At 70.1% G+C, this 19,868-nt stretch carries 14 protein-coding genes; 5 read left to right on the top strand and 9 right to left on the bottom strand.

The features are described 5' to 3' along the window. Positions 1–55: 55 nt before the first annotated feature. Together BMH31_RS12580 and BMH31_RS12585 are read left to right on the top strand one after the other, a co-directional pair. On the top strand, positions 56–1,258 hold the full coding sequence (locus tag BMH31_RS12580) for a thiolase family protein (RefSeq protein ID WP_099724936.1): 1,203 nt from the start codon (positions 56–58) through the stop codon (positions 1,256–1,258). Positions 1,259–1,264: 6 nt separating this feature from the next. Continuing rightward, positions 1,265–3,400 (top strand): 3-hydroxyacyl-CoA dehydrogenase NAD-binding domain-containing protein, encoded by a 2,136-nt coding sequence (locus BMH31_RS12585; protein WP_099724935.1) that lies wholly within the window; start codon positions 1,265–1,267, stop codon positions 3,398–3,400. 142 nt (positions 3,401–3,542) lie between these two features. Here BMH31_RS12585 and dxs read toward each other — a convergent pair whose 3' ends face one another. The 5 genes from dxs to dut form a co-directional block, all read right to left on the bottom strand. Beyond that, complete coding sequence (dxs, locus tag BMH31_RS12590) at positions 3,543–5,459, bottom strand: 1-deoxy-D-xylulose-5-phosphate synthase (protein ID WP_099724934.1); 1,917 nt, start codon at positions 5,457–5,459, stop codon at positions 3,543–3,545. A gap of 110 nt (positions 5,460–5,569) precedes the next feature. Further along, positions 5,570–8,242: an aconitate hydratase AcnA gene (gene acnA, locus BMH31_RS12595; RefSeq protein WP_099724933.1), complete on the bottom strand. Its 2,673-nt coding sequence runs from the start codon at positions 8,240–8,242 to the stop codon at positions 5,570–5,572. A 149-nt stretch (positions 8,243–8,391) separates the two neighbouring features. Beyond that, a complete protein-coding gene (locus tag BMH31_RS12600) occupies positions 8,392–9,195 on the bottom strand; it encodes a DUF3159 domain-containing protein (RefSeq protein ID WP_241898276.1) in 804 nt (267 codons plus the stop codon). Continuing rightward, positions 9,192–9,857, bottom strand: coding sequence for a DUF3710 domain-containing protein (locus BMH31_RS12605; protein ID WP_099724932.1), 666 nt, complete (start codon positions 9,855–9,857; stop codon positions 9,192–9,194). The genes BMH31_RS12600 and BMH31_RS12605 overlap by 4 nt, the downstream gene beginning before the upstream one ends. 70 nt (positions 9,858–9,927) lie before the next feature. Continuing rightward, on the bottom strand, positions 9,928–10,368 hold the full coding sequence (gene dut / locus BMH31_RS12610; RefSeq protein ID WP_099724931.1) for a dUTP diphosphatase: 441 nt from the start codon (positions 10,366–10,368) through the stop codon (positions 9,928–9,930). Between the two features lie 42 nt (positions 10,369–10,410). Here dut and BMH31_RS12615 point away from each other — a divergent pair, with 42 nt between their 5' ends. Beyond that, complete coding sequence (locus tag BMH31_RS12615; RefSeq protein ID WP_241898277.1) at positions 10,411–10,863, top strand: DUF3093 domain-containing protein; 453 nt, start codon at positions 10,411–10,413, stop codon at positions 10,861–10,863. A gap of 165 nt (positions 10,864–11,028) precedes the next feature. Here BMH31_RS12615 and BMH31_RS12620 read toward each other — a convergent pair whose 3' ends face one another. Then, positions 11,029–11,319: a DUF4193 domain-containing protein gene (locus BMH31_RS12620; RefSeq protein WP_046455082.1), complete on the bottom strand. Its 291-nt coding sequence runs from the start codon at positions 11,317–11,319 to the stop codon at positions 11,029–11,031. Positions 11,320–11,572: 253 nt separating this feature from the next. Between BMH31_RS12620 and sepH the strand changes: the two genes are divergently transcribed. Beyond that, on the top strand, positions 11,573–12,745 hold the full coding sequence (gene sepH / locus BMH31_RS12625; protein ID WP_099724929.1) for a septation protein SepH: 1,173 nt from the start codon (positions 11,573–11,575) through the stop codon (positions 12,743–12,745). Positions 12,746–12,806: 61 nt separating this feature from the next. Here sepH and BMH31_RS12630 read toward each other — a convergent pair whose 3' ends face one another. Continuing rightward, positions 12,807–13,880 carry an alkaline phosphatase family protein gene (locus BMH31_RS12630; RefSeq protein ID WP_241898278.1) on the bottom strand — a complete coding sequence of 358 codons (1,074 nt, stop codon included), beginning with the start codon at positions 13,878–13,880 and terminating at the stop codon, positions 12,807–12,809. A gap of 246 nt (positions 13,881–14,126) precedes the next feature. Here BMH31_RS12630 and BMH31_RS12635 point away from each other — a divergent pair, with 246 nt between their 5' ends. Further along, the gene (locus BMH31_RS12635) at positions 14,127–16,577 is read left to right on the top strand and encodes a DNA topoisomerase IV subunit A (RefSeq protein ID WP_241898279.1); all 2,451 of its coding nucleotides are present in this window, start codon (positions 14,127–14,129) and stop codon (positions 16,575–16,577) included. A 7-nt stretch (positions 16,578–16,584) separates the two neighbouring features. On the opposite strand, the gene BMH31_RS12640 is transcribed toward BMH31_RS12635, so the two are convergent. Then, positions 16,585–17,478, bottom strand: coding sequence for an EamA family transporter (locus tag BMH31_RS12640; protein ID WP_099725314.1), 894 nt, complete (start codon positions 17,476–17,478; stop codon positions 16,585–16,587). 188 nt (positions 17,479–17,666) lie between these two features. After that, positions 17,667–19,760, bottom strand: a complete 2,094-nt coding sequence (locus tag BMH31_RS12645; RefSeq protein ID WP_099724927.1) for a DNA topoisomerase IV subunit B — start codon at positions 19,758–19,760, stop codon at positions 17,667–17,669. Positions 19,761–19,868 lie beyond the last annotated feature (108 nt).

Consider the following 19,868-nt stretch of genomic DNA (forward strand, 5'->3'; position numbering starts at 1 on the left):
CGCGGACTTCCTAGGATGGTGAGTGATCACATCACACCCATTTGATGGAGGCAGAGTGGCCGCAATGAGAGACGTTGTTTTCGTCGACGGAGTCCGCACCCCGTTCGGGCGCGCGGGCGAGAAGGGCATGTACTGGGGCACACGGGCCGATGACCTCGCGGTCAAGGCCCTGCAGGGCCTGATCGCGCGAAACCCGAACCTCCCCCTCGACCGCATCGACGACGTAGGGATCGCCGCGACCACGCAGCAGGGCGACCAGGGGCTCACCCTCGGGCGCACCGTGTCGATGCTCGCCGGGATCCCGGTGACGGTGCCCGGCTTCGCGCTCGACCGCATGTGCGCCGGCGCGCTCACCGTCGCCTCGTTCATGGGCGCGGCGATCGGCTCGGGCCAGTACGACCTGGCGATCGCCGGCGGCGTGGAGCACATGGGCCGGCACCCGATCGGTCTCGACGCCGATCCGAACCCGCGCTTCGTCTCGGAGCGCCTCGTCAGCCCCGACGCGCTGAACATGGGCGTCACGGCCGAGCGCCTGCACGACCGGTTCCCCGCGCTCACCAAAGAGCGCGCGGATCGCTTCGGCATGCTGAGCCAGCACAAGGTGCAGGCCGCCTACGACCGCGGCGACATCCAGCCCGACCTGATCCCCGTCGCGCTGCGCAGCGCAGCCGGCTGGGGCCTCGCGACGGAGGACGAGGGCCGCCGTCCCGAGACCACCATGGAGGGCCTCGCCACGCTCAAGACGCCGTTCCGTCCGCACGGACGCGTGACGGCGGGCAACGCCTCCCCGCTCACGGACGGCGCGACCGTCTCGCTGCTCGCGGGCGCCGACACCTCGAAGGAGCTCGGCCTCCCCGCCAAGATGCGGCTCGTCGGCTTCGGCTTCGCGGGCGTGCAGCCCGAGGTCATGGGGCTCGGCCCCGTGCCCTCGACCGAGAAGGCGCTGAAGCGCGCGGGCCTCACCATCGACGACATCGGTCTGTTCGAGCTGAACGAGGCCTTCGCCGTGCAGGTGCTCTCGTTCACCGATCACTTCGGCATCGCCGACGACGATCCCCGCGTCAACCCCTGGGGCGGCGCGATCGCGCTCGGCCACCCGCTCGCCGCGTCCGGCGTGCGCCTCATGATCCAGCTCGCCCGCCAGTTCGAGCAGCGCCCCGATGTGCGCTACGGCGTCACCGCGATGTGCGTCGGCCTCGGCCAGGGCGGCACCGCGATCTGGGAGAACCCGAACTACGACGGCAAGAAGGGCAAGTAGCCGAAGATGACCGATTACCGCTCCATCGACTTCTCCCCGCTCCTCGAAGCCTCGGCCGACGAGGTCGTCACCGAGTCGTTCGTGCGCGACGTGGCGCTGCCCTCGGGCGGCACCCTCGCGCTCATCACGCTCGACAACGGACGCGACCACACCCGGCCCAACACGCTCGGGCCGCTGACCCTGGACGCGCTGAACACCGTGCTCGACGGGCTCGCGGCTCGCGCCGCGGCCGGCGAGATCCAGGCCGTCGGCGTGACCGGCAAGCCGTTCATCTTCGCGGCGGGGGCCGACCTCTCAAAGGTCTCCACCCTCGCGACCGAGCAGAACGCGCGGCTCATGGCGCAGTTCGGGCACTTCGTGCTCGGCAAGCTCGGCCAGCTCGGCGTCCCCTCCTTCGCCTTCGTGAACGGCCTCGCCCTCGGCGGTGCCATGGAGATCGCCCTCAACTGCGACTACCGCTCTGTCGATTCGTCGGCCGCGGCGCTCGCGTTCCCCGAGGTCTTCCTCGGCATCATCCCCGGCTGGGGCGGCGCGACCATCGTGCCCAACCTCGTCGGCATCGAGAAGGCGATCGAGATCATCGTCTCGAACCCGCTCAAGAACAACCGCATGATGAAGCCGAAGGACGCGCTCGAGGCGGGGCTCTTCGACCGCATGTTCGGTCCCGCGAGCTTCCTCGAGCAGTCGATCCTCTGGGCCGACGCGGTGCTCACCGGCGCCGAGAAGGTCGAGCGGCCGAATGAGCCGGGCAAGCTCGAGCGCCTCACCAAGTGGCCCGCGGCGATCAAGATCGCCCGCGACACGCTCAAGGCCCGCATCGGCACTGCGGCGAAGTCGCCCTACATCGCGCTCGATCTGCTCAGCGCGGCGAAGGACAACGACCGGGTGCGCGGATTCGAGCGTGAGGACGAGGCACTGGCGCAGCTCATCTCGGGCGACCAGTTCCACGCGTCCATCTACGCCTTCGACCTCGTGCAGAAGCGCGCAAAGCGGCCCGCTGGGGCTCCGCCGAAGGAGCTCGCCAAGAAGGTGCAGAAGGTCGGCGTCATCGGCGCGGGCCTCATGGCCGGCCAGTTCGCCCTGCTCTTCGCCCGCAAGCTGCGCGTGCCCGTCGTCATCACCGATCTCGACCAGTCCCGCGTCGACAAGGGCCTCGCCTACATCAACGGTGAGATCGACAAGCTCGAGCAGAAGGGCCGCCTGGGTGCCGACGACGCGAACCAGGTGCGCGCGCTCGTCAGCGGCACGACCGACAAGTCCCTCTTCGCGGACTGCGACTGGGTCATCGAGGCCGTGTTCGAGGAGCTCTCGGTGAAGCAGCAGGTGTTCGCCGAGATCGAGCCGATCATCGCCGAGACCGCGGTCATCGCGACCAACACCTCGTCGCTCTCGGTCGAGGAGATCGGCGCGAACCTCGCGCACCCGGAGCGCCTGGTCGGCTTCCACTTCTTCAACCCGGTCGCGGTCATGCCGCTGGTCGAGGTCGTGAAGGTGCCGTCGACCGACGAGGAGACCCTCGCCACCGCGATGGCGGTCGCGAAGAAGCTCGGCAAGAGCGCGGTCATCACCGCGGACCGCCCCGGCTTCGTGGTGAACCGCCTGCTGGCCAAGGTCATGGGCGAGGCCGCCCGCGCGCTCGACGAGGGTACTCCGCTGCCCGTGGTCGAACGGGCGCTCGCACCGATCGGTCTGCCGATGGGCCCGTTCGAGCTCATCGATCTGGTCGGCTGGAAGGTCGCGGCGCACGTGCAGGACACGATGGTGGCGGCGTTCCCCGAGCGCTTCTACGCATCGCCGAACCTGCACGCGATGGCCGAGATCGAGGATCCGCTCGTCAAGAACAAGTTCGGCAAGGTCGAGGACCTCTCCCGCGCGGCGAAGAAGCAGCTCAGCTTCGGCAAGACCGCCGTCTCCGAGGAGGAGATCCTCCGCCGGGTCGAGAACGAGCTCGCAGGCGAGATCAAGATCATGCTCGACGAGCAGGTCGTGCACGCCGCTGAAGACATCGACCTGTGCCTGATCCTGGGTGCCGGCTGGCCGTTCCAGGCCGGCGGGGCGACGCCCTACCTCGATCGGGTGGGTGCGAGCGAGCGCGTCTTCGGCGCGACGTTCCACGACCCGCTGGTCGCCGGCGCGCGCTGAGCCGTCCGCAGTCCGACTGACCCCGTCATCCTGCGCGAGCCTGCGAGTCGCAGGATCTCTACCCCGGTAGGGATCCTGCGACTCCTTCGTCGCGCAGGATGACCAGACCTTCGTCGCGCAGGATGACGGGACCGAAGCGCACCTACTCCGGGCGCGCGACCGGGATCCGGTTCCCGCGGACCTGCTCGGCGACGTCGGCCGCGATCCGTTCGGCCGTGAGACCTGCCGCTGCGAGCAGTTCACCGCGGGACGCGTGCGGCGGGAACTCGTCCGGGGTGCCGAGCTCGCTCACCGCGGTGTCGACGCCGGCATCGCGCAGCGCCTGCCGGATCCGCGTACCGACGCCCCCGACGCGGATCCCGTCCTCGATGCTGACGAGCAGGCGATGCCCGCGCGCGTACTCGACCACTGATTCGGCGACCGGCACCACCCAGCGCGGATCGACCACCGTCGTCGAGATTCCCTGAGCGGCGAGCAGCTCCGCCGCTTCGACGGCGACTCGCGCCATGGGGCCGACGCCCACGAGCAGCACGTCGCGCGTGCCGTCCCCGCGTACAGGGTCCTCGCGCAGCAGGTCGGTGCCGTCCTCGGTGCGGTGCAGGGCCGGCAGCGCGTCGCCGACCGCGCCCTTCGGGTAGCGGATCACGGTCGGGCCGTCGTCGACGGCGACGGCCTCCGTCAGCAGCTCGCTGAGACGCTCTTCGTCGCGCGGCGCCGAGATGCGGATGCCCGGCACCACTTGGAGGGTCGCGAGGTCCCAGACCCCGTTGTGGCTCGCACCGTCGGGTCCGGTGATGCCCGCGCGGTCGAGCACGAAGGTCACCCCCGCCCGGTGCAGCGCGACGTCCATCAGCAGCTGGTCGAAGGCGCGGTTCATGAAGGTGGCGTAGATCGCGACGACGGGGTGCATGCCGCCGTAGGCCAGCCCCGCGGCGCTCGTCACCGCGTGCTGCTCGGCGATGCCGACGTCGATGACCCGCTCCGGGAACGCCTCGGCCAGCGCGTCGAGGCCCGTCGGCTTGAGCATGGCCGCCGTGATCCCGATGATCCGATCGTTCTCGCGCGCGAGCTGCAGGATCCGCTGCCGGAACACGCCCGTCCAGCTGCGGCCGGACGAGACCTCGAGCGGCTCGCCGCTGCCCGGGTCGATCTGCCCGACCGAGTGGAACTGATCGGCGACGTCGTTCTCGGCCGGGGCGTAGCCGCGCCCCTTCTCGGTGATCACATGCACGAGGGTCGGACGCCCGTACCCCTTCGCCTGCCGCATCGCCTCTTCGAGCGCGGGCAGGTCGTGCCCGTCGACGGGGCCGACGTACTTGATGTCGAGGTTGCTGTAGAGATCCTGGTTGCCCGAGGCACGGCTGACGAAGCCGCGCATCGCGCCGCGCGTCGCCCGGTAGACCGTGCGGCCTGGCGCGCCGAAACGCCCGAACAGCCGCTCGCTGCCCTCCTGCAGATCCCGGTAGCCGCCGGTGACACGCACGGAGTTGAGGAACCGGGCCATGCCGCCGATGGTCGGCGCGTAGGAGCGCCCGTTGTCGTTCATCACGATGACGAGGTTGCGGGAGTTGTCGTCGGTGATGTTGTTGAGCGCCTCCCACGTCATGCCGCCCGTGAGCGCCCCGTCGCCGACGACGGCGATCACGAAGCGGTCCGACTGCCCGGTTCGCGCGAAGGCGCGGGAGATGCCGTCGGCCCAGCTCAGCGAGCTCGACGCGTGCGAGCTCTCGACGATGTCGTGCTCGGATTCGCCGCGCTGCGGATAGCCGGCTAGGCCGTCGCTGCTGCGCAGCCGCGAGAAGTCCTTCCGACCCGTCAGCAGCTTGTGCACGTAGCTCTGGTGGCCCGTGTCGAAGACGATGGGATCCTTCGGCGATTCGAAGGTGCGGTGCAGCGCGATGGTGAGCTCGACGACGCCGAGGTTCGGCCCCAGGTGGCCACCCGTCTTCGAGACCTCGGCGATGAGGAACTCGCGGATCTCGGCGGCGAGCTGCTTGCACTCCTCGAGGCTCAGCCCGGCCAGATCGCCGGGGCCGTCGATTCGATCCAGGATCGCCACCCGTCACGCCTCCGATCCGCTCGGCGCGCGGCCGATGCATCCCATCAGTCTACTGAACGCCGCGAGGGGCCCCGGCATGCGCCGGAGCCCCTCGTGGTGACGTGCGATCCCTAGGCTGCGAGCGAGCGCAGCACGTACTGCAGGATGCCGCCGTTGCGGTAGTAGTCGGCCTCGCCCGGGGTGTCGATGCGGACGACCGCGTCGAACTCGGTGACGGTGCCGTTCTCGTGCGTCGCGGTGACGTGGACGGTGCGCGGCGTGCGGCCCTCGTTCAGCTCGGTGACGCCCGAGATGTCGAAGGACTCGGTGCCGTCGAGACCCAGCGAATCGGCGTTCTCGCCGGCCGGGAACTGCAGCGGCAGCACGCCCATGCCGATGAGGTTCGACCGGTGGATGCGCTCGAAGCTCTCGGTGATGACCGCCTTGACGCCGAGGAGGCTGGTGCCCTTCGCCGCCCAGTCGCGCGACGAGCCCGAACCGTACTCCTTGCCGCCGAGCACCACGAGCGGGATCCCCGCCGCCTGATAGTTCTGCGACGCGTCGTAGATGTAGGACTGCGGTGCGCCCTCCTGCGTGAAGTCGCGGGTGAAGCCGCCCTCCACGTTGTCGAGGAGCTGGTTGCGCAGGCGGATGTTCGCGAAGGTGCCGCGGATCATGACCTCGTGGTTGCCGCGGCGCGAGCCGTAGGAGTTGAAGTCGCGCGGAGCGATCCCGTTCTCCTGCAGGTACTTGCCGGCGGGGGTCTCGGCCTTGATGTTGCCGGCCGGGCTGATGTGGTCGGTCGTGACCGAATCGCCCAGCTTGGCGAGCACGCGGGCGCCCGAGATATCGGAGACCGGAGCCGGGGTCGCGGGCATGCCGTCGAAGTACGGAGGCTTGCGCACGTAGGTCGACTTGGCGTCCCACTCGAACACGTCGCCGTCGGGCGTCGGCAGCGAGGTCCAGCGCTCGTCGCCGTCGAAGACGCTCGCGTACTTCTCGGTGAACATGCCGGAGTCGATCGACGAGTCGGCGATCTTCTGCACCTCGACCGGGTCGGGCCAGATCTCGCGCAGGTAGACGTCGTTGCCGTCGGCGTCCTGCCCGAGGGGCTCGTTCTCGAAGTCGAAGTCCATCGAACCGGCGAGCGCGTACGCGATCACGAGCGGCGGGCTCGCGAGGTAGTTCATCTTGATGTCGGGGTTGATGCGGCCCTCGAAGTTGCGGTTGCCCGAGAGCACCGCGGTGACGGCGAGGTCGTTCTCGTTGACCGCGGCCGAGACCTCTTCGTTCAAGGGGCCGGAGTTGCCGATGCAGGTCACGCAGCCGTAGCCGACCAGGTAGAAGCCCAGGTCCTCGAGGTGCGAGGTCAGACCGGACTTCTCGTAGTAGTCGGTGACGACCTTCGAGCCCGGTGCGAGCGTGGTCTTGACCCACGGCTTCGCCTTGAGGCCGCGCGCGTTCGCGTTGCGGGCCAGCACGCCGGCGGCGAGCATGACCGAAGGGTTCGAGGTGTTGGTGCACGAGGTGATCGAGGCGAGGGTGACCGCACCGTGATCGATCGTGTACTCGGCGCCGTTCGCGTCCTTGACCTTGGCGGGGTTGGCCGCCTGCGCGTAGTTCTGCAGGTCGCGCTCGAACTGCTCCTTGGCGCTCGTCAGCTCGATGCGGTCCTGGGGACGCTTCGGGCCGGCGATCGACGCGACGACGGTCGAGAGGTCGAGCTCGAGGTACTCGCTGAACTCGGGCTCGTGCGCCGGATCGTGCCACATGCCCTGGGCCTGCGCATACGCCTTGACCAGGTCGATCTGATCGTCGGGGCGGCCGGTGAGACGCAGGTAGTCGAGCGTCACGTCGTCGATCGGGAAGATCGCGGCGGTCGAACCGAACTCGGGGCTCATGTTGCCGATGGTGGCGCGGTTGGCGAGCGGCACGGAGCCGACGCCCTCGCCGTAGAACTCGACGAACTTGCCCACGACGCCGTGCTTGCGCAGCATCTGGGTGATGGTCAGCACCACGTCGGTCGCGGTGACGCCCGCCGGGATCTGGCCCGACAGCTTGAAGCCGACGACGCGCGGGATCAGCATCGAGATGGGCTGGCCGAGCATCGCGGCCTCGGCCTCGATGCCGCCGACGCCCCAGCCGAGCACGCCGAGACCGTTCTCCATGGTGGTGTGCGAGTCGGTGCCAACGCAGGTGTCGGGGTATGCGTTGAGCACGCCGTCGATCTCGCGGGTGAAGGTGACGCGCGCCAGGTACTCGATGTTGACCTGATGCACGATGCCGGTCCCCGGCGGGACGACCTTGAAGTCGTCGAAGGCGCCCTGGCCCCAGCGGAGGAACTGGTAGCGCTCGCCGTTGCGCTGGTACTCGATCTCGACGTTCTTGTCGAAGGCGCCGGCGCTGCCGTACACGTCAGAGATGACCGAGTGGTCGATGACGAGCTCGGCCGGGGCGAGCGGGTTGATGCGCTGCGGGTCGCCGCCGAGGTCGGCCATGGCCTCGCGCATGGTGGCGAGGTCGACGATGCAGGGCACGCCGGTGAAGTCCTGCATGATCACGCGCGCGGGGGTGAACTGGATCTCGGTGTCGGGCTGGGCGTTGGGGTCCCAGTTGCCGACCGCCTCGACGTGCTGCTTGGTGACGTTCGCACCGTCCTCAGTGCGGAGCAGGTTCTCGAGGAGGACCTTGAGGCTGTAGGGCAGCCGCTCGTGTCCGGGAACCTTGTCGATGCGGTAGATCTGGTAATCCGTGCCACCGACGGTCAGGGTGCTCTGGGCCCCGAAACTGTTGACTGCTGCCATGGCCGCTCTCCTTCGTGAGTCAGGGTGCTGCTGCCACCAGTCTGCACCCCTTCGGAGCGGTTCGCATCTCGAGAGGCGCAGCCGGCGTGAACGTCAGCGATTTGTCTTGACGTCGAGATAATTCTAGCTGAGTTTGCTGGGCGGAACCGTCATTGGCCGGACGCGTTCGGCGTGTCGATCGCGGACGATTCATCCGATGATTGGGTCGCGCGGGTGACCCGGCTCAGCACGAGCCAGGAGAACAGGACGACCAGAGCGAACAGCGGGGTCCCCATGACCAGCCGCGCGGCGCCGAGAGCCTCGACCTGGGCGCTCGCATAGAGCGGGAGCTGCACGGCCAGGCGCAGCACGAACATCGCGAGCCACAGCAGCGTGCAGAGCGTCGCCGCGCGCCGCAGTGCGCGCTGCTTGCGCCAGCCCGTCAGATCCCCGGTCAGCGCACCCGCGGCGAAGCCGAGCAGCGGCCACCCGACGAGCAGCGAGATCGCGAGCCCGACGGACCACGCGCCGTTGATCCAGAAGCCCGGGAGGAAGAAGTCCTGCCCCCGGCCCGAGATGAGCGTCACGACCACGCAGATGGCGACGCCGATGGCGCCCGAGAACGCCGCGGTGAGCGGCTCCTTGCGCAGCAGACGGACCACGATCGCGATCACCGCGAGCAGCGCCGGGGCGATCGCCGAGAGGCGCGGATCCCGCGTCCAGACGAAGATCGCGAGGAACAGCACCCCCGGCAGCAGCGCCTCCGCGACCCCGCGCCAGCCGCCGATCGCCGCGAGCACACCGCTCGCCGAGACCGCCTCGCCGCTGAGCCCGGCCTCGACCGTGCGTCCCAGCGCGCCGCCGACCCGCAGACGCCCCGGACCGGACTCGGTCGCGTCCGGAGCCCCGGTCGCGTCCGGCACCTCGGCCGCGTCCGGAGCGTCGGCGCGTTCTCGGGGATCGCGCTCGGTCACGCCTGCTGCACCCCGGCCTCGCCCTGGGCGAGTCCCGCGGGCACCTTGAGCTCGAGCAGCTCGCTCGGAGGCATCGGATCGTCGCCGCGCACCACCACGAGCTCGCGGAACAGCTCGACGATCTGCGCCTTCGCGTCGGCATCGGCCGCAGCGCGACCCATGATCACACCGCGCAGCAGCCAGCGGGGACCGTCGACGCCGACGAACCGGGCCAGCCGGACCTCCTGCTCGTTCGTGCCCGCGCTGCGGACGAGGAGCTCGGGGCCGAGGTCGCCGTCCTCGTGCGCGACCTCAGCACCCTGAGAGCCGAGCTGCTGAGCGATCTCGGTACGCACCTCGTGCCACAGGCCGGTCGTCTTCGGAGCGGAGAACGCCTGCACCTGCAGGAGCGAATCCGCGTACTCGAGCGACACCGCGACGACGCGCTGCGCGCGTTCGTCGACCTCGAGCCGGAGCTGCAGGCCCTCGCGCGGAGCGACCTTGATGCCGCCGAGATCCACGTAGGGGCGCATGGCCGGCACTTCGCTGGCGTCGTAGGGCCCCGCGGTCTCACGGTCGACCGGCGCCGACTTCGCGTCGTCGACCTCCGGTGCCGCCGCCTCGTGGAGCTCCAGCTCGTCGGCGTTCCGGTTCGACTCGTTCTGGGGAGTCTCGTCGCTCATGGTGTCTCTGGTCTTTCTGTTGGGGAAGAACGTTCGGCACGCCGCACGGGACGCGCCGGATCGGGAACCGTCAGGCGTCGCGCACGCCGGTCGAGCCGAAGCCGCCGGCACCGCGCGAAGTCTCGGGGAGCTCGTCGACCGCGACGAACTCCGCACGGACCACCGGCATCACGACGAGCTGGGCGATCCGATCGCCCGACTCGACCTGGAACGCCGAACTGCGGTCGGTGTTGAGCAGGGCCACCTTGATCTCGCCGCGGTAGCCGGCATCGACCGTGCCGGGCGCGTTGACGACGGTGACCCCGTGCTTGGCCGCGAGTCCGCTGCGCGGCATCACGAACGCCGCGAAGCCCTCCGGCAGAGCGATCGAGACGCCCGTGCCCACGAGCCGACGCTCCCCGGGAGCCAGCAGCACCGACTCGGTGCTGCGCAGGTCGGCACCCGCGTCGCCGGGCATCGCATAGCTCGGAATCTGCTCGGCACGGATGGGAATCTCAAGGGGATCGATCACACCGGACAGGCTACCGGATCCGGAACCGCGATAATGGAGAGCATGACGCAGACGCAGGCCACCCCCAGCTACCACGAACGACTCTGGCCCACGCCGGCGCTCCTGGGGGTCCTCCTGCTGCTGATCCCGGCGGTGACGCTCGTCGTCACCCCCATCGACAAGACGCTCGCGCTGCCGGTCGCGATCCTGCTCTACCTGATCATCGCCGGCACCCTCGTGCTGCTGAGCCCCACCATCACGGTCCGGGACGGCATGCTCACCGCGGGCCGCGCACGCATCCCCGTCGAGTTCCTCGGCGACGTCGAATCGCTCGGCGCGGACGCGCTGCGCACCGCCATCGGGCCCGGTCTCGACGCGCGTACCCACCTCGTCATCCGCGGTTGGATCCACCGCGGCGTGCGCATCGCGATCACCGACCCCCAGGATCCGGCACCCTCGTGGATCCTGACCACCCGCCACCCCGAACGACTCGCGAAGGCGCTCGGCAAGTCCTGAGCCCCGCGCGAACGCAAGAGAGCGCCGCTCCCGTCGATGACGGGAGCGGCGCTCTCTGTTCGTTCGGCTGGCGCGTCTATCGTGCGCACTCCGCCACCCCACGCTGCGCTCTGCGGGCCAGCGCGATGCGCTGCCGCGGAGTCCACCCGATAGCCGCTGGCGCGTCTATCGTGCGCACTCCGCGCAGATCGGACCGAGGTCGGTCTCGTGGTCCATCTGCGAGCGGTGGCGCACCAGGAAGCAGTTCACGCAGGTGAACTCGTCGTCCTGCTGAGGAAGCACGACCACGTCGAGCTCGACATCGGAGAGATCGGACCCGCCCAGATCGAAGCTGGGGTTGTCGGCGTCCTCGGAGTCGATACCCGACGCGCCCTTTGCCGGGCCGCGTTCCTTCAGAGCCTCGATCGAATCGGACTCTTCTTCGGACTTGCGCGGTGCGTCGTAATCGGTGGCCATTCTCTCCTGCTACTCCCGTCGGTTGCGCGACGTGTCATCCATTCGGCGGCGATAGTCTGCCCCACACGGCGAAGGAACGCAAACCGCGGCCCCCGTGAGTTCGCTGGAAGCTGATCCGGAACCGCTCCAGGGCCCTCCGAGGCCGCCGCTTCCCATCGACTCGCCCGCGAATTTCGCACCCGCCCGCGTCAATCCGCGCATCCCGGCCCGGAGCATGCCACTCTGGTGGGCGAATCAGCGGGAGGAAGAACCGATGGAAGAACTGCGCCTCGTCCGACGCGACGAGCAGTCGCTCGTCGTCGCGTCCGAGAGCGGCGAAGAGTTTCGCCTGGTCGTCGACGACACCGTGCTCGCCGAGCTCCGTCACCTCGGACGCAAGGCCCGCACCGGCCCCCGCGTCAACCCCCGCGAGATCCAGTCGCTGATCCGTGCGGGCAAGTCCCGTTCCGAGGTCGCCGAGACCGTCGGCGTCGAAGAGGAGGTCATCGAGCGCTACGAGGAGCCCGTCCTCGCCGAGCGCCGCTACATCCTCGAGCGGGCCCAGGCGGTTCCCGTGCGCACCGACCCGGTGCGCGTCGGCCAAGACGAGTCCGGCGACGAGCCCGAACGCTTCGGCGCGGTCATCGGCGAGCGCCTCATCGCGCTGAGCGCGGAGATCCCCGAGTGGAGCTCCTGGCGCGACGAAGAAGCCGGCTGGATGATCGCCCTCGAGTTCATCTCGCACGACGTCGAGCACCGCGCGGTGTGGTCGTTCGAGCACCGCAAGCAGATCCTCGCCCCGCTCACCCCCGACGCCGTGTCGCTCTCGAAGCAGGGAGACGTGGGCGACCGCCTGATCCCGAAGCTCCGCGCGGTCGATTCCGGCGAGGCCGGGACCACCGGACGCTTCGACGCGGAGGCTTTCGCCGGCGAGCAGGTCACGGCACCGGAGACGCCCGCCGAGCCCGAACAGCCCGTCGAGGCCGAGAAGGCCCCGCTGGACCCGGAGGCGGAGTACGAGCGCCGCCGCGGCATCGACCAGCGCGCCATCAACACCCCTCAGCCGGAGCTGACCGACCTCGGGCAGACCGCCGACCTGCTCGATGCCCTGCGCCGCCGCCGGGGCGAGCGCGACCAGGCCCTGCGCGAGAGCGCCCAGCAGGCCGCGGACACCGCGGAGGACGCGGCCCCGGCTCCCGCGCCCGAGCCCGAGGCTCCCCGCGACGCAGCACCAACGGAACGCCTCGCGACGGTACGCGGGCTGGCTCCGGTGACCGATCCCGAGCGCTCCGCTCCCGCTGAGGCTCCGAAGGCCCCGGAGGCGAGCCCGTCGGAGACCGCATCCACCGACGACCAGGGTCGCCAGGGATCGCGCAAGCGCCGCGCGTCGATCCCGAGCTGGGACGACATCCTGTTCGGCACCCGCAGCGAGGACGATCCGGTCTAACTGCCGCGGCCGTTCCGCGCGACGCTCCCGCTCCGCCGAGGAGCGTCGGCTCCCCGCCGGTTCACCGCACCCGGTCGGCGGCGACGCGCGCGACCGCGCTCGCGAATCCGCTGCCCGCGAGCGCACCGCCGAGCCGCAGCGGGATCCCCCGCTCCTCCGCGCTCAGGCTGCCGTGCTGGCCGACCATGGCGAGCGCGCGCGGATCATCGCCGCGCAGCGTGAACGCCACCTGCTTGCGCGCCGCGACCAGCACCTCGCCGAGCCTCGGCACGACATCGGCGGCGGTCTCGCCGAACCAACCGCCGGCGATCGCCGCGTCGCGCGTGCCGACCCAGGCCAGCTTGCCGAGCCGGGATTCGACCTCGTGCGCGACGGCCTCGGGATCGGCGCCGTCCTCGAGATACAGGGAGCGGAACCGCGGTTCGCCGCCGATCTGCGCGACTCCGGGGATCGGTTCCTCGTCGAGCACGAGCTGCCCGTGCTGCGGCACGTCGACCATGCCGTGGTCGGCGGTGAGCACGACGCCGACGCCGCCGGGGAGCCCGCGCAGGAACCCGTCGAGCGCGGCGTCGAACTGCTCGAGACGCGCCAGCCAGGCGTCGCTCCCCCAGCCTTGCTCGTGGCCGGCCTTGTCGAGCTCGTCGATGTAGAGGTAGGCGAGCACCGGGTCCGGCCCGCGCACCGCCTGGGATGCGAGTGCGAAGCGGTCCTCGATGCGCTGACCGCCGAGGTACTCGGCGTGCGACAGGATCGCGCGCGTGAGACCGCCGCCTTCGTGCGCGGGCCGGCCGATCGCGAGCGGTCGCGCGCCCATCCGGCCGGCGAGCCCGAACAGCGGTTCGGCGCGCTGCCAGGAACGGATCGGATCGATGCCGTCCCAATCGCGGAGCGTCGTGACCAGCCCGAGCTCGGGGTGCCGGATCCGGTAGCCGATGAGCCCGTGGCTCCCGGGCAGGCGCCCCGTGGTGAGCGTGGTGAGCGCGGCGCCCGTGGTCGACGGCGCGACCGTCTCGATCCGCCGGCCGGGCATCGACAGGATCGTGCGCGCGTGCCCCGCTCGCTCCTGCAGGTTGGCGTGGCCGAGTCCGTCGACCACGATCAGCACCAGCGAGCGCAGCTCCGGAAGGTCCGGCATCGGGCCGGGATCCTCGGCGGGCCCGGGGGGCCCGGCGAAGGCGAGATCGAGTGCGTCGGCGGCCGTGGATCCCAGCGCGGGGGCCAGACAGGCCAGCCCGGTTGGGAGAATCGCGGCCAGCCTCGCACCGTTGTCGGTGGGCGTCGGTAGCATGACCACCATCGTATCCGTGCGATGCGCGCCCAGCCTGCAGCTGCGCGACGCCCATCGCGCGCCCCGAAGACCGAAAGGCACGTGATCGGCCCCGTGAGCGACACGACCCCAGCAGACGCGGCATCCGGCGTCGAACGGATCGAGGACATCGACATCTCGAACGAGATGGAGGCCTCGTTCCTCGAGTACGCCTACTCGGTGATCTACTCGCGCGCGCTCCCCGACGCACGCGACGGCATGAAGCCCGTGCAGCGCCGCATTCTTTTCATGATGACCGACATGGGGCTCCGCCCCGAGAAGGGCCACGTCAAGTCGGCTCGCGTGGTCGGCGAGGTCATGGGCAAGCTGCACCCCCACGGCGATTCCTCCATCTACGACGCGCTCGTGCGCATGGCGCAGAACTTCGCGATGCGCCTGCCGCTGGTGGACGGCCACGGCAACTTCGGCTCGCTCGACGACGGTCCGGCCGCCTCCCGGTACACGGAGGCCCGGCTCGCCGGCGCCGCCCTCGCCATGACCGAGTCGCTCGACGAGGACGTGGTCGACTTCGTCCCGAACTACGACAACCAGATCATGCAACCGGAGGTCCTGCCCGCCGCGGTACCGAATCTGCTGGTCAACGGCGCGAGCGGCATCGCCGTCGGCATGGCGACGAACCTCGCCCCGCACAACCTCCTCGAGGTCGTCGAAGGCGCGAAGCACCTGCTGTTCAACCCGTCCGCGACCGTCGACGAGCTCATGGAGTTCGTACCGGGTCCCGACCTACCGGGCGGCGGTATCATCGTCGGTCTCGACGGGGTCAAGGACGCCTACCGCACGGGCCGCGGCGCGTTCCGCACCCGGGCGAAGGTCTCGGTGGAGCAGCTCACGGCTCGCCGCACCGGCCTCATCGTGACGGAGCTCCCCTACCTCGTCGGGCCCGAGCGCGTCATCGAGAAGATCAAGCAGGGCGTGGAGTCCAAGAAGCTCTCGGGAATCTCCGACGTGCAGGACTTCACCGACCGCAAGAACGGCCTGCGCCTCGTCATCACGCTCAAGACCGGGTTCTCCCCCGAGGCCGTACTCGAGCAGCTCTACCGCTACACGCCGCTCGAGGACTCGTTCAGCATCAACTCGGTCGCCCTCGTCGGCGGGCAGCCGCAGACCCTCGGGCTGCGCGAGATGCTGCGCGTGTTCCTCGACCACCGCGTCTCGGTCGTCAAGCGCCGCTCCGAGTTCCGTCTGCGCAAGCGGCGCGAGCGCCTCCACCTCGTCGAGGGTTTGCTCATCGCGATCCTCGACATCGACGAGGTCATCCAGCTCATCCGCACCAGCGACGATGCCGAGACCGCACGCGGGCGCCTCATGCAGGTCTTCGATCTGTCCGAAGCGCAGGCGGAGTACATCCTCGAGCTGCGCCTGCGCCGCCTGACCAAGTTCTCGCGCGTCGAGCTCGAGGCCGAGCGCGACCAGCTCCAGTCCGAGATCGAGCAGCTGCTCGAGATCCTGAGCAGCCCCGAGCGCCTGCACGCCGTCGTGGCGAACGAGATGGACGCCGCGGCCGAAGCCTACGGCACCCCCCGTCGCACGGTCCTCACCGGAGCCGTCGCCCGGCCGACGCGAGCCGCAGCGGGCGCCGCGGCGCTCCAGGTCGCCGACACCCCCTGCACGGTCCTGCTCTCGGTCACCGGCCGCGCCCTGCGCGTCGACCGCGACCCCGAGGCCCTCGACACGGTGCGCAGCACGTCGCGCGCCACCAAGCACGGTGCGGTGCTCGTACGCGTCGATTCGACCGTGCGCGGCGAGCTCGGCGCGGTGCTCAGCGACGGCACGCTGCACCGGTTTACGCCGGTCGACCTGCCGCTCGTCCCCGCCGCCTCCGTCGCGTTCTCGGCCGGGGTCAAGCTGACGGACTACATCGGCGTCACCGACAAGAAGCTCCGCGTCGTCGGCGTCGTGCCGCTCGACACCGAGCTGCCCATCGGGCTCTTCACCGCGCAGGGCACCGTGAAGCGCGTCGTCCTCACCGAGCTTCCCGCCAAGCCCGATTTCGAGGTCATCGGGCTCAAGGCGGGCGACGAGCTCGTGTCGGCGTTCCCGGCCCCCGACGACTCCGAGTTCGCCGTCGTGGCATCCGACGCGCAGCTCCTGCGCTTCCCCGCCTCATCGGTGCGCCCGCAGGGCCGCCCGGCCGGCGGCATGGCCGGCATCCGCCTCGGCGCCGACGCCAAGGTCGTGTTCGCCGGCGCGGTCGAGCCCGGGGCCGATGCGCGGGTCGTCACGATCGCCGACAGCTCGCTGACCCTTCCGGGCACCGACGTGGGCACCGCCAAGATCTCCGAGTGGGCCGAATTCCCGGCGAAGGGACGCGGCACCGGCGGTGTCCGCGCACAGCGCTTCCTCAAGTGGGAGGACCAGATCGCCTGCGCCTGGGTCGGCACGGGCGAACCCCGGGCGCTGGCTGCCGACGGAGCAGCGCGCAAGCTGCCCGACGCCCTCGGCAAACGCGACGGATCAGGCCTCCCGCTCGACGGCGCGGCCGCGTTCGTCGGTACCGCCCCCTAGGCAGGCGTCAGGCAAGCCCGATCAGCGCGATCCCGGCGACCACCACGCCGGCCGCGCCGATGCGCAGCACCGCGCGGTCCTGCTTGAACCGCCAGACGCTGTAGAGACTGACCAGGATCACGCTCACCTCCCGCATCGGGGCGATGAGCGCGATCGGTGCGATCTTCGTCGCGGTGAGCACGAGGATGTACGACAGCGGAGAGAGCACCCCGAACGCCAGCAGGCGGCCCCACTGGGTCCGGATCACCGAACCGAGGGACGGCCTCTCGCGTCGGCCGAGCAGCAGCATCACGCTGAAGCCGAGCACCTCGGTCACGGTGAAACCGACGAAGTAGGCGACGGCGGGCAGCCCGGCCCGGTTCATCGAGATCGCATCCCACACGGTGTAGCCCGCGATCGCCACACCCGTGAGCACGCCCCAGAAGATCTCGGGCGGGATCCCGCGCCGCCGAGTCGGGCCGCTGCGCAGCGCGGTTCGCGGACGGCCGATCATCCCGACCCCGATCACTCCGAGCACCACCACCAGCGCACCGACGAGCGCGAGCGGGCCGGGACGCTCCCCCAGCACGAGCAGCGCGAAGACGCCCGTCAGCACGGGGCCGCTGCCTCGGGCGGTCGCGTACACGGTCGTCAGGTCCCCCGCCGCGTATCCGCGCTGCAGCGCGAGCATGTAGCCGATATGGAGCACCCCCGATACGGCTGCGCCGACGAGGAAGGCCCAGGGATCCGCGCCCTGCAGGCCGCCCGTGAACGGGATGACGAACGCCCAGAGACCGCTCGCGATGACCGCGCCCCACCAGAGGAACGGGAGGCCGGAGCCGCTGGATCCGTGCGAGACGATGTTCCAGGCGGCGTGGCACACGGCAGCCGAGAGGACGAGAGCGATGGCGAAAGCGGACACGTAGGAACCCTCCACCCGGCGCGCTGATGCGTCGGGTTCGGTTCCTCCAGGCTTTTGTCCGTTCAGATGACGCCGGGATGCGGATCCCGGCGTGGCACCGCTCGGACCAGGCAGGCGCATGGCCCCGGAACCCTAGGTGCTATCGGGTTCAGCCTAGCAGCGGGCTCGCGTCCGGGCCCGCCCCCGGATCAGGCGTCGATGCGCTCGCGATCGAGGTCGTCGGCGTTCTCGACGAGGAACTCCTTGCGCGGTGCGACGTCGTTGCCCATGAGCAGCTCGAACACCTGCGCCGCGGAGTGCGCGTCCTCGACGCGCACGCGCCGCAGCGTGCGGTGCGCGCGGTCCATGGTCGTCTCCGCCAGCTGATCCGCGTCCATCTCGCCCAGACCCTTGTAGCGCTGGATCGGCTCCTGGTACTTCTTGCCTCGACGGCGAAGATCGGAGAGCAGGGTCTGCAGCTCCTTCTCGCTGTAGGTGTAGATCACGTCGTTCGGCTTGCGCCCGGCGTTCTGCACCACGACGCGGTGCAGCGGCGGCACGGCGGCGTAGACGCGCCCGGCTTCGAGCATCGGACGCATGTAACGGAAGAAGAGCGTGAGCAGCAGGGTGCGGATGTGCGCGCCGTCGACGTCGGCGTCGCTCATGAGGATCACCTTGCCGTACCGCGCGGAGTCGATATCGAAGTCGCGACCGGAGCCGGCCCCGATGACCTTGATGATCGAGCCGCACTCCACGTTGTTGAGCATCTCGGCCACCGAGGCCTTCTGCACGTTGAGGATCTTGCCGCGGATGGGCAGCAGCGCCTGGTACTCGCTGTCGCGGGCCGGGCGCGCGGTGCCCAGCGCGCTGTCGCCCTCCACGATGAAGAGCTCGGTGTCGGCGACGTCGCGGGAGCGGCAATCGATGAGCTTGGCCGGGAGCGAGGAGCTCTCGAGCGTGGACTTGCGTCGCGCGGTGTCCCGCTGGGCCCGCAGCGAGATGCGGGACTTCATCTCGGAGACCATCTTCTCGAGCAGGGTGGCGGTCTCGGCCTTGTCCTGCCTGCGCGTGGATGCGAAACGTTCTTCCAGGCCCTTGGTCATGGCGCGCGTGACGATCTGGCGCACGGCCGCCGTGCCGAGCACCTCCTTGGTCTGCCCTTCGAACTGGGGCTCGGGCACCCGGACCGTCACCACGGCGGTGAGGCCGGTGAGGATGTCGTCCTTCTCCGGTTTGTCGGACCCGGCCTTGAGCTTGCGGGCGTTCTGCTCGATCTGCTTGCGGAAGAAGCGCACGAGGCCCTGCTCGAACCCGGACAGGTGCGTACCGCCCTTGGGGGTCGAGATGATGTTCACGAAGGTCTGGATCTCGGTGTCGTAGCCCGTTCCCCAGCGCAGCGCGACGTCGACGTCGCAGGTGCGCTCCACCTCGCGCGAGACCAGCGCACCGCTCGCCTCGTCCATGACCGGCACCGTCTCGGTGAACGTACCGGAGTCCGTGACCCGCCAGGTCTCGGTCAGCGCCGCATCGACCGCCAGGAAGTCGACGAACTCGGAGATGCCGCCGTCGTAGGCGAAGCGGTGCACCTGCGGCGCACCCGATTCGTCGAGGCCCTCGGGGCGCTCGTCGCGGATCTCGATGCCGAGTCCCGGGACCAGGAACGCGGTCTGCCGGGCCCGTGCCACGAGCGCGTCGGACTCGAAGCGCGCTTCCTTCAGGAAGATCTGCGGATCGGCCCAGTAGCGCACTCGGGTGCCGGTCACGCCCTTCTTCACCTTGCCGACGACGCGCAGCTCGGAGGCATCTTCGAACGGGGTGAACGGGCTCGTCGGGCTGTCGCCGTCGAAGACGCCGGGCTCACCGTGGCGGAAGGACATCGCCCAGGTCTTGCCGTCGCGGTCGACCTCGACGTCGAGGCGGGAGGACAGCGCATTGACGACGGAGGCGCCGACGCCGTGCAGGCCGCCGGAGCTCGCGTAGCCGCCGCCGCCGAACTTTCCACCGGCGTGCAGCTTGGTGTAGACCAGCTCGACGCCGGTGAGCCCGCTGCGGGGCTCGACGTCGACGGGGACGCCGCGGCCGCGGTCGTTCACCGTCACGCTGCCGTCGGCGTGCAGCACGACCTCGATCTCGGAGCCGTGACCGGCGAGAGCCTCGTCGACGGAGTTGTCGATGATCTCCCAGAGGCAGTGCATGAGCCCGCGCGAATCGGTCGTGCCGATGTACATGCCCGGCCGTTTGCGAACGGCCTCGAGCCCTTCGAGCACGGTGAGATGGCGGGCGGAATAGCTCGACTCGGCCACGGTTGCGGCACCTCTTTCTCTGGGGACGGATCTACTGTAGGCGAGACCTCCGACACCGGGGCGCCGATCCCCCGGCGCGTGCCGAAAACGAGCCGTTGAACGGCTGCT

This window comes from Leucobacter sp. OLIS6 (assembly GCF_002752355.1).
Lineage (GTDB): Bacteria > Actinomycetota > Actinomycetes > Actinomycetales > Microbacteriaceae > Leucobacter.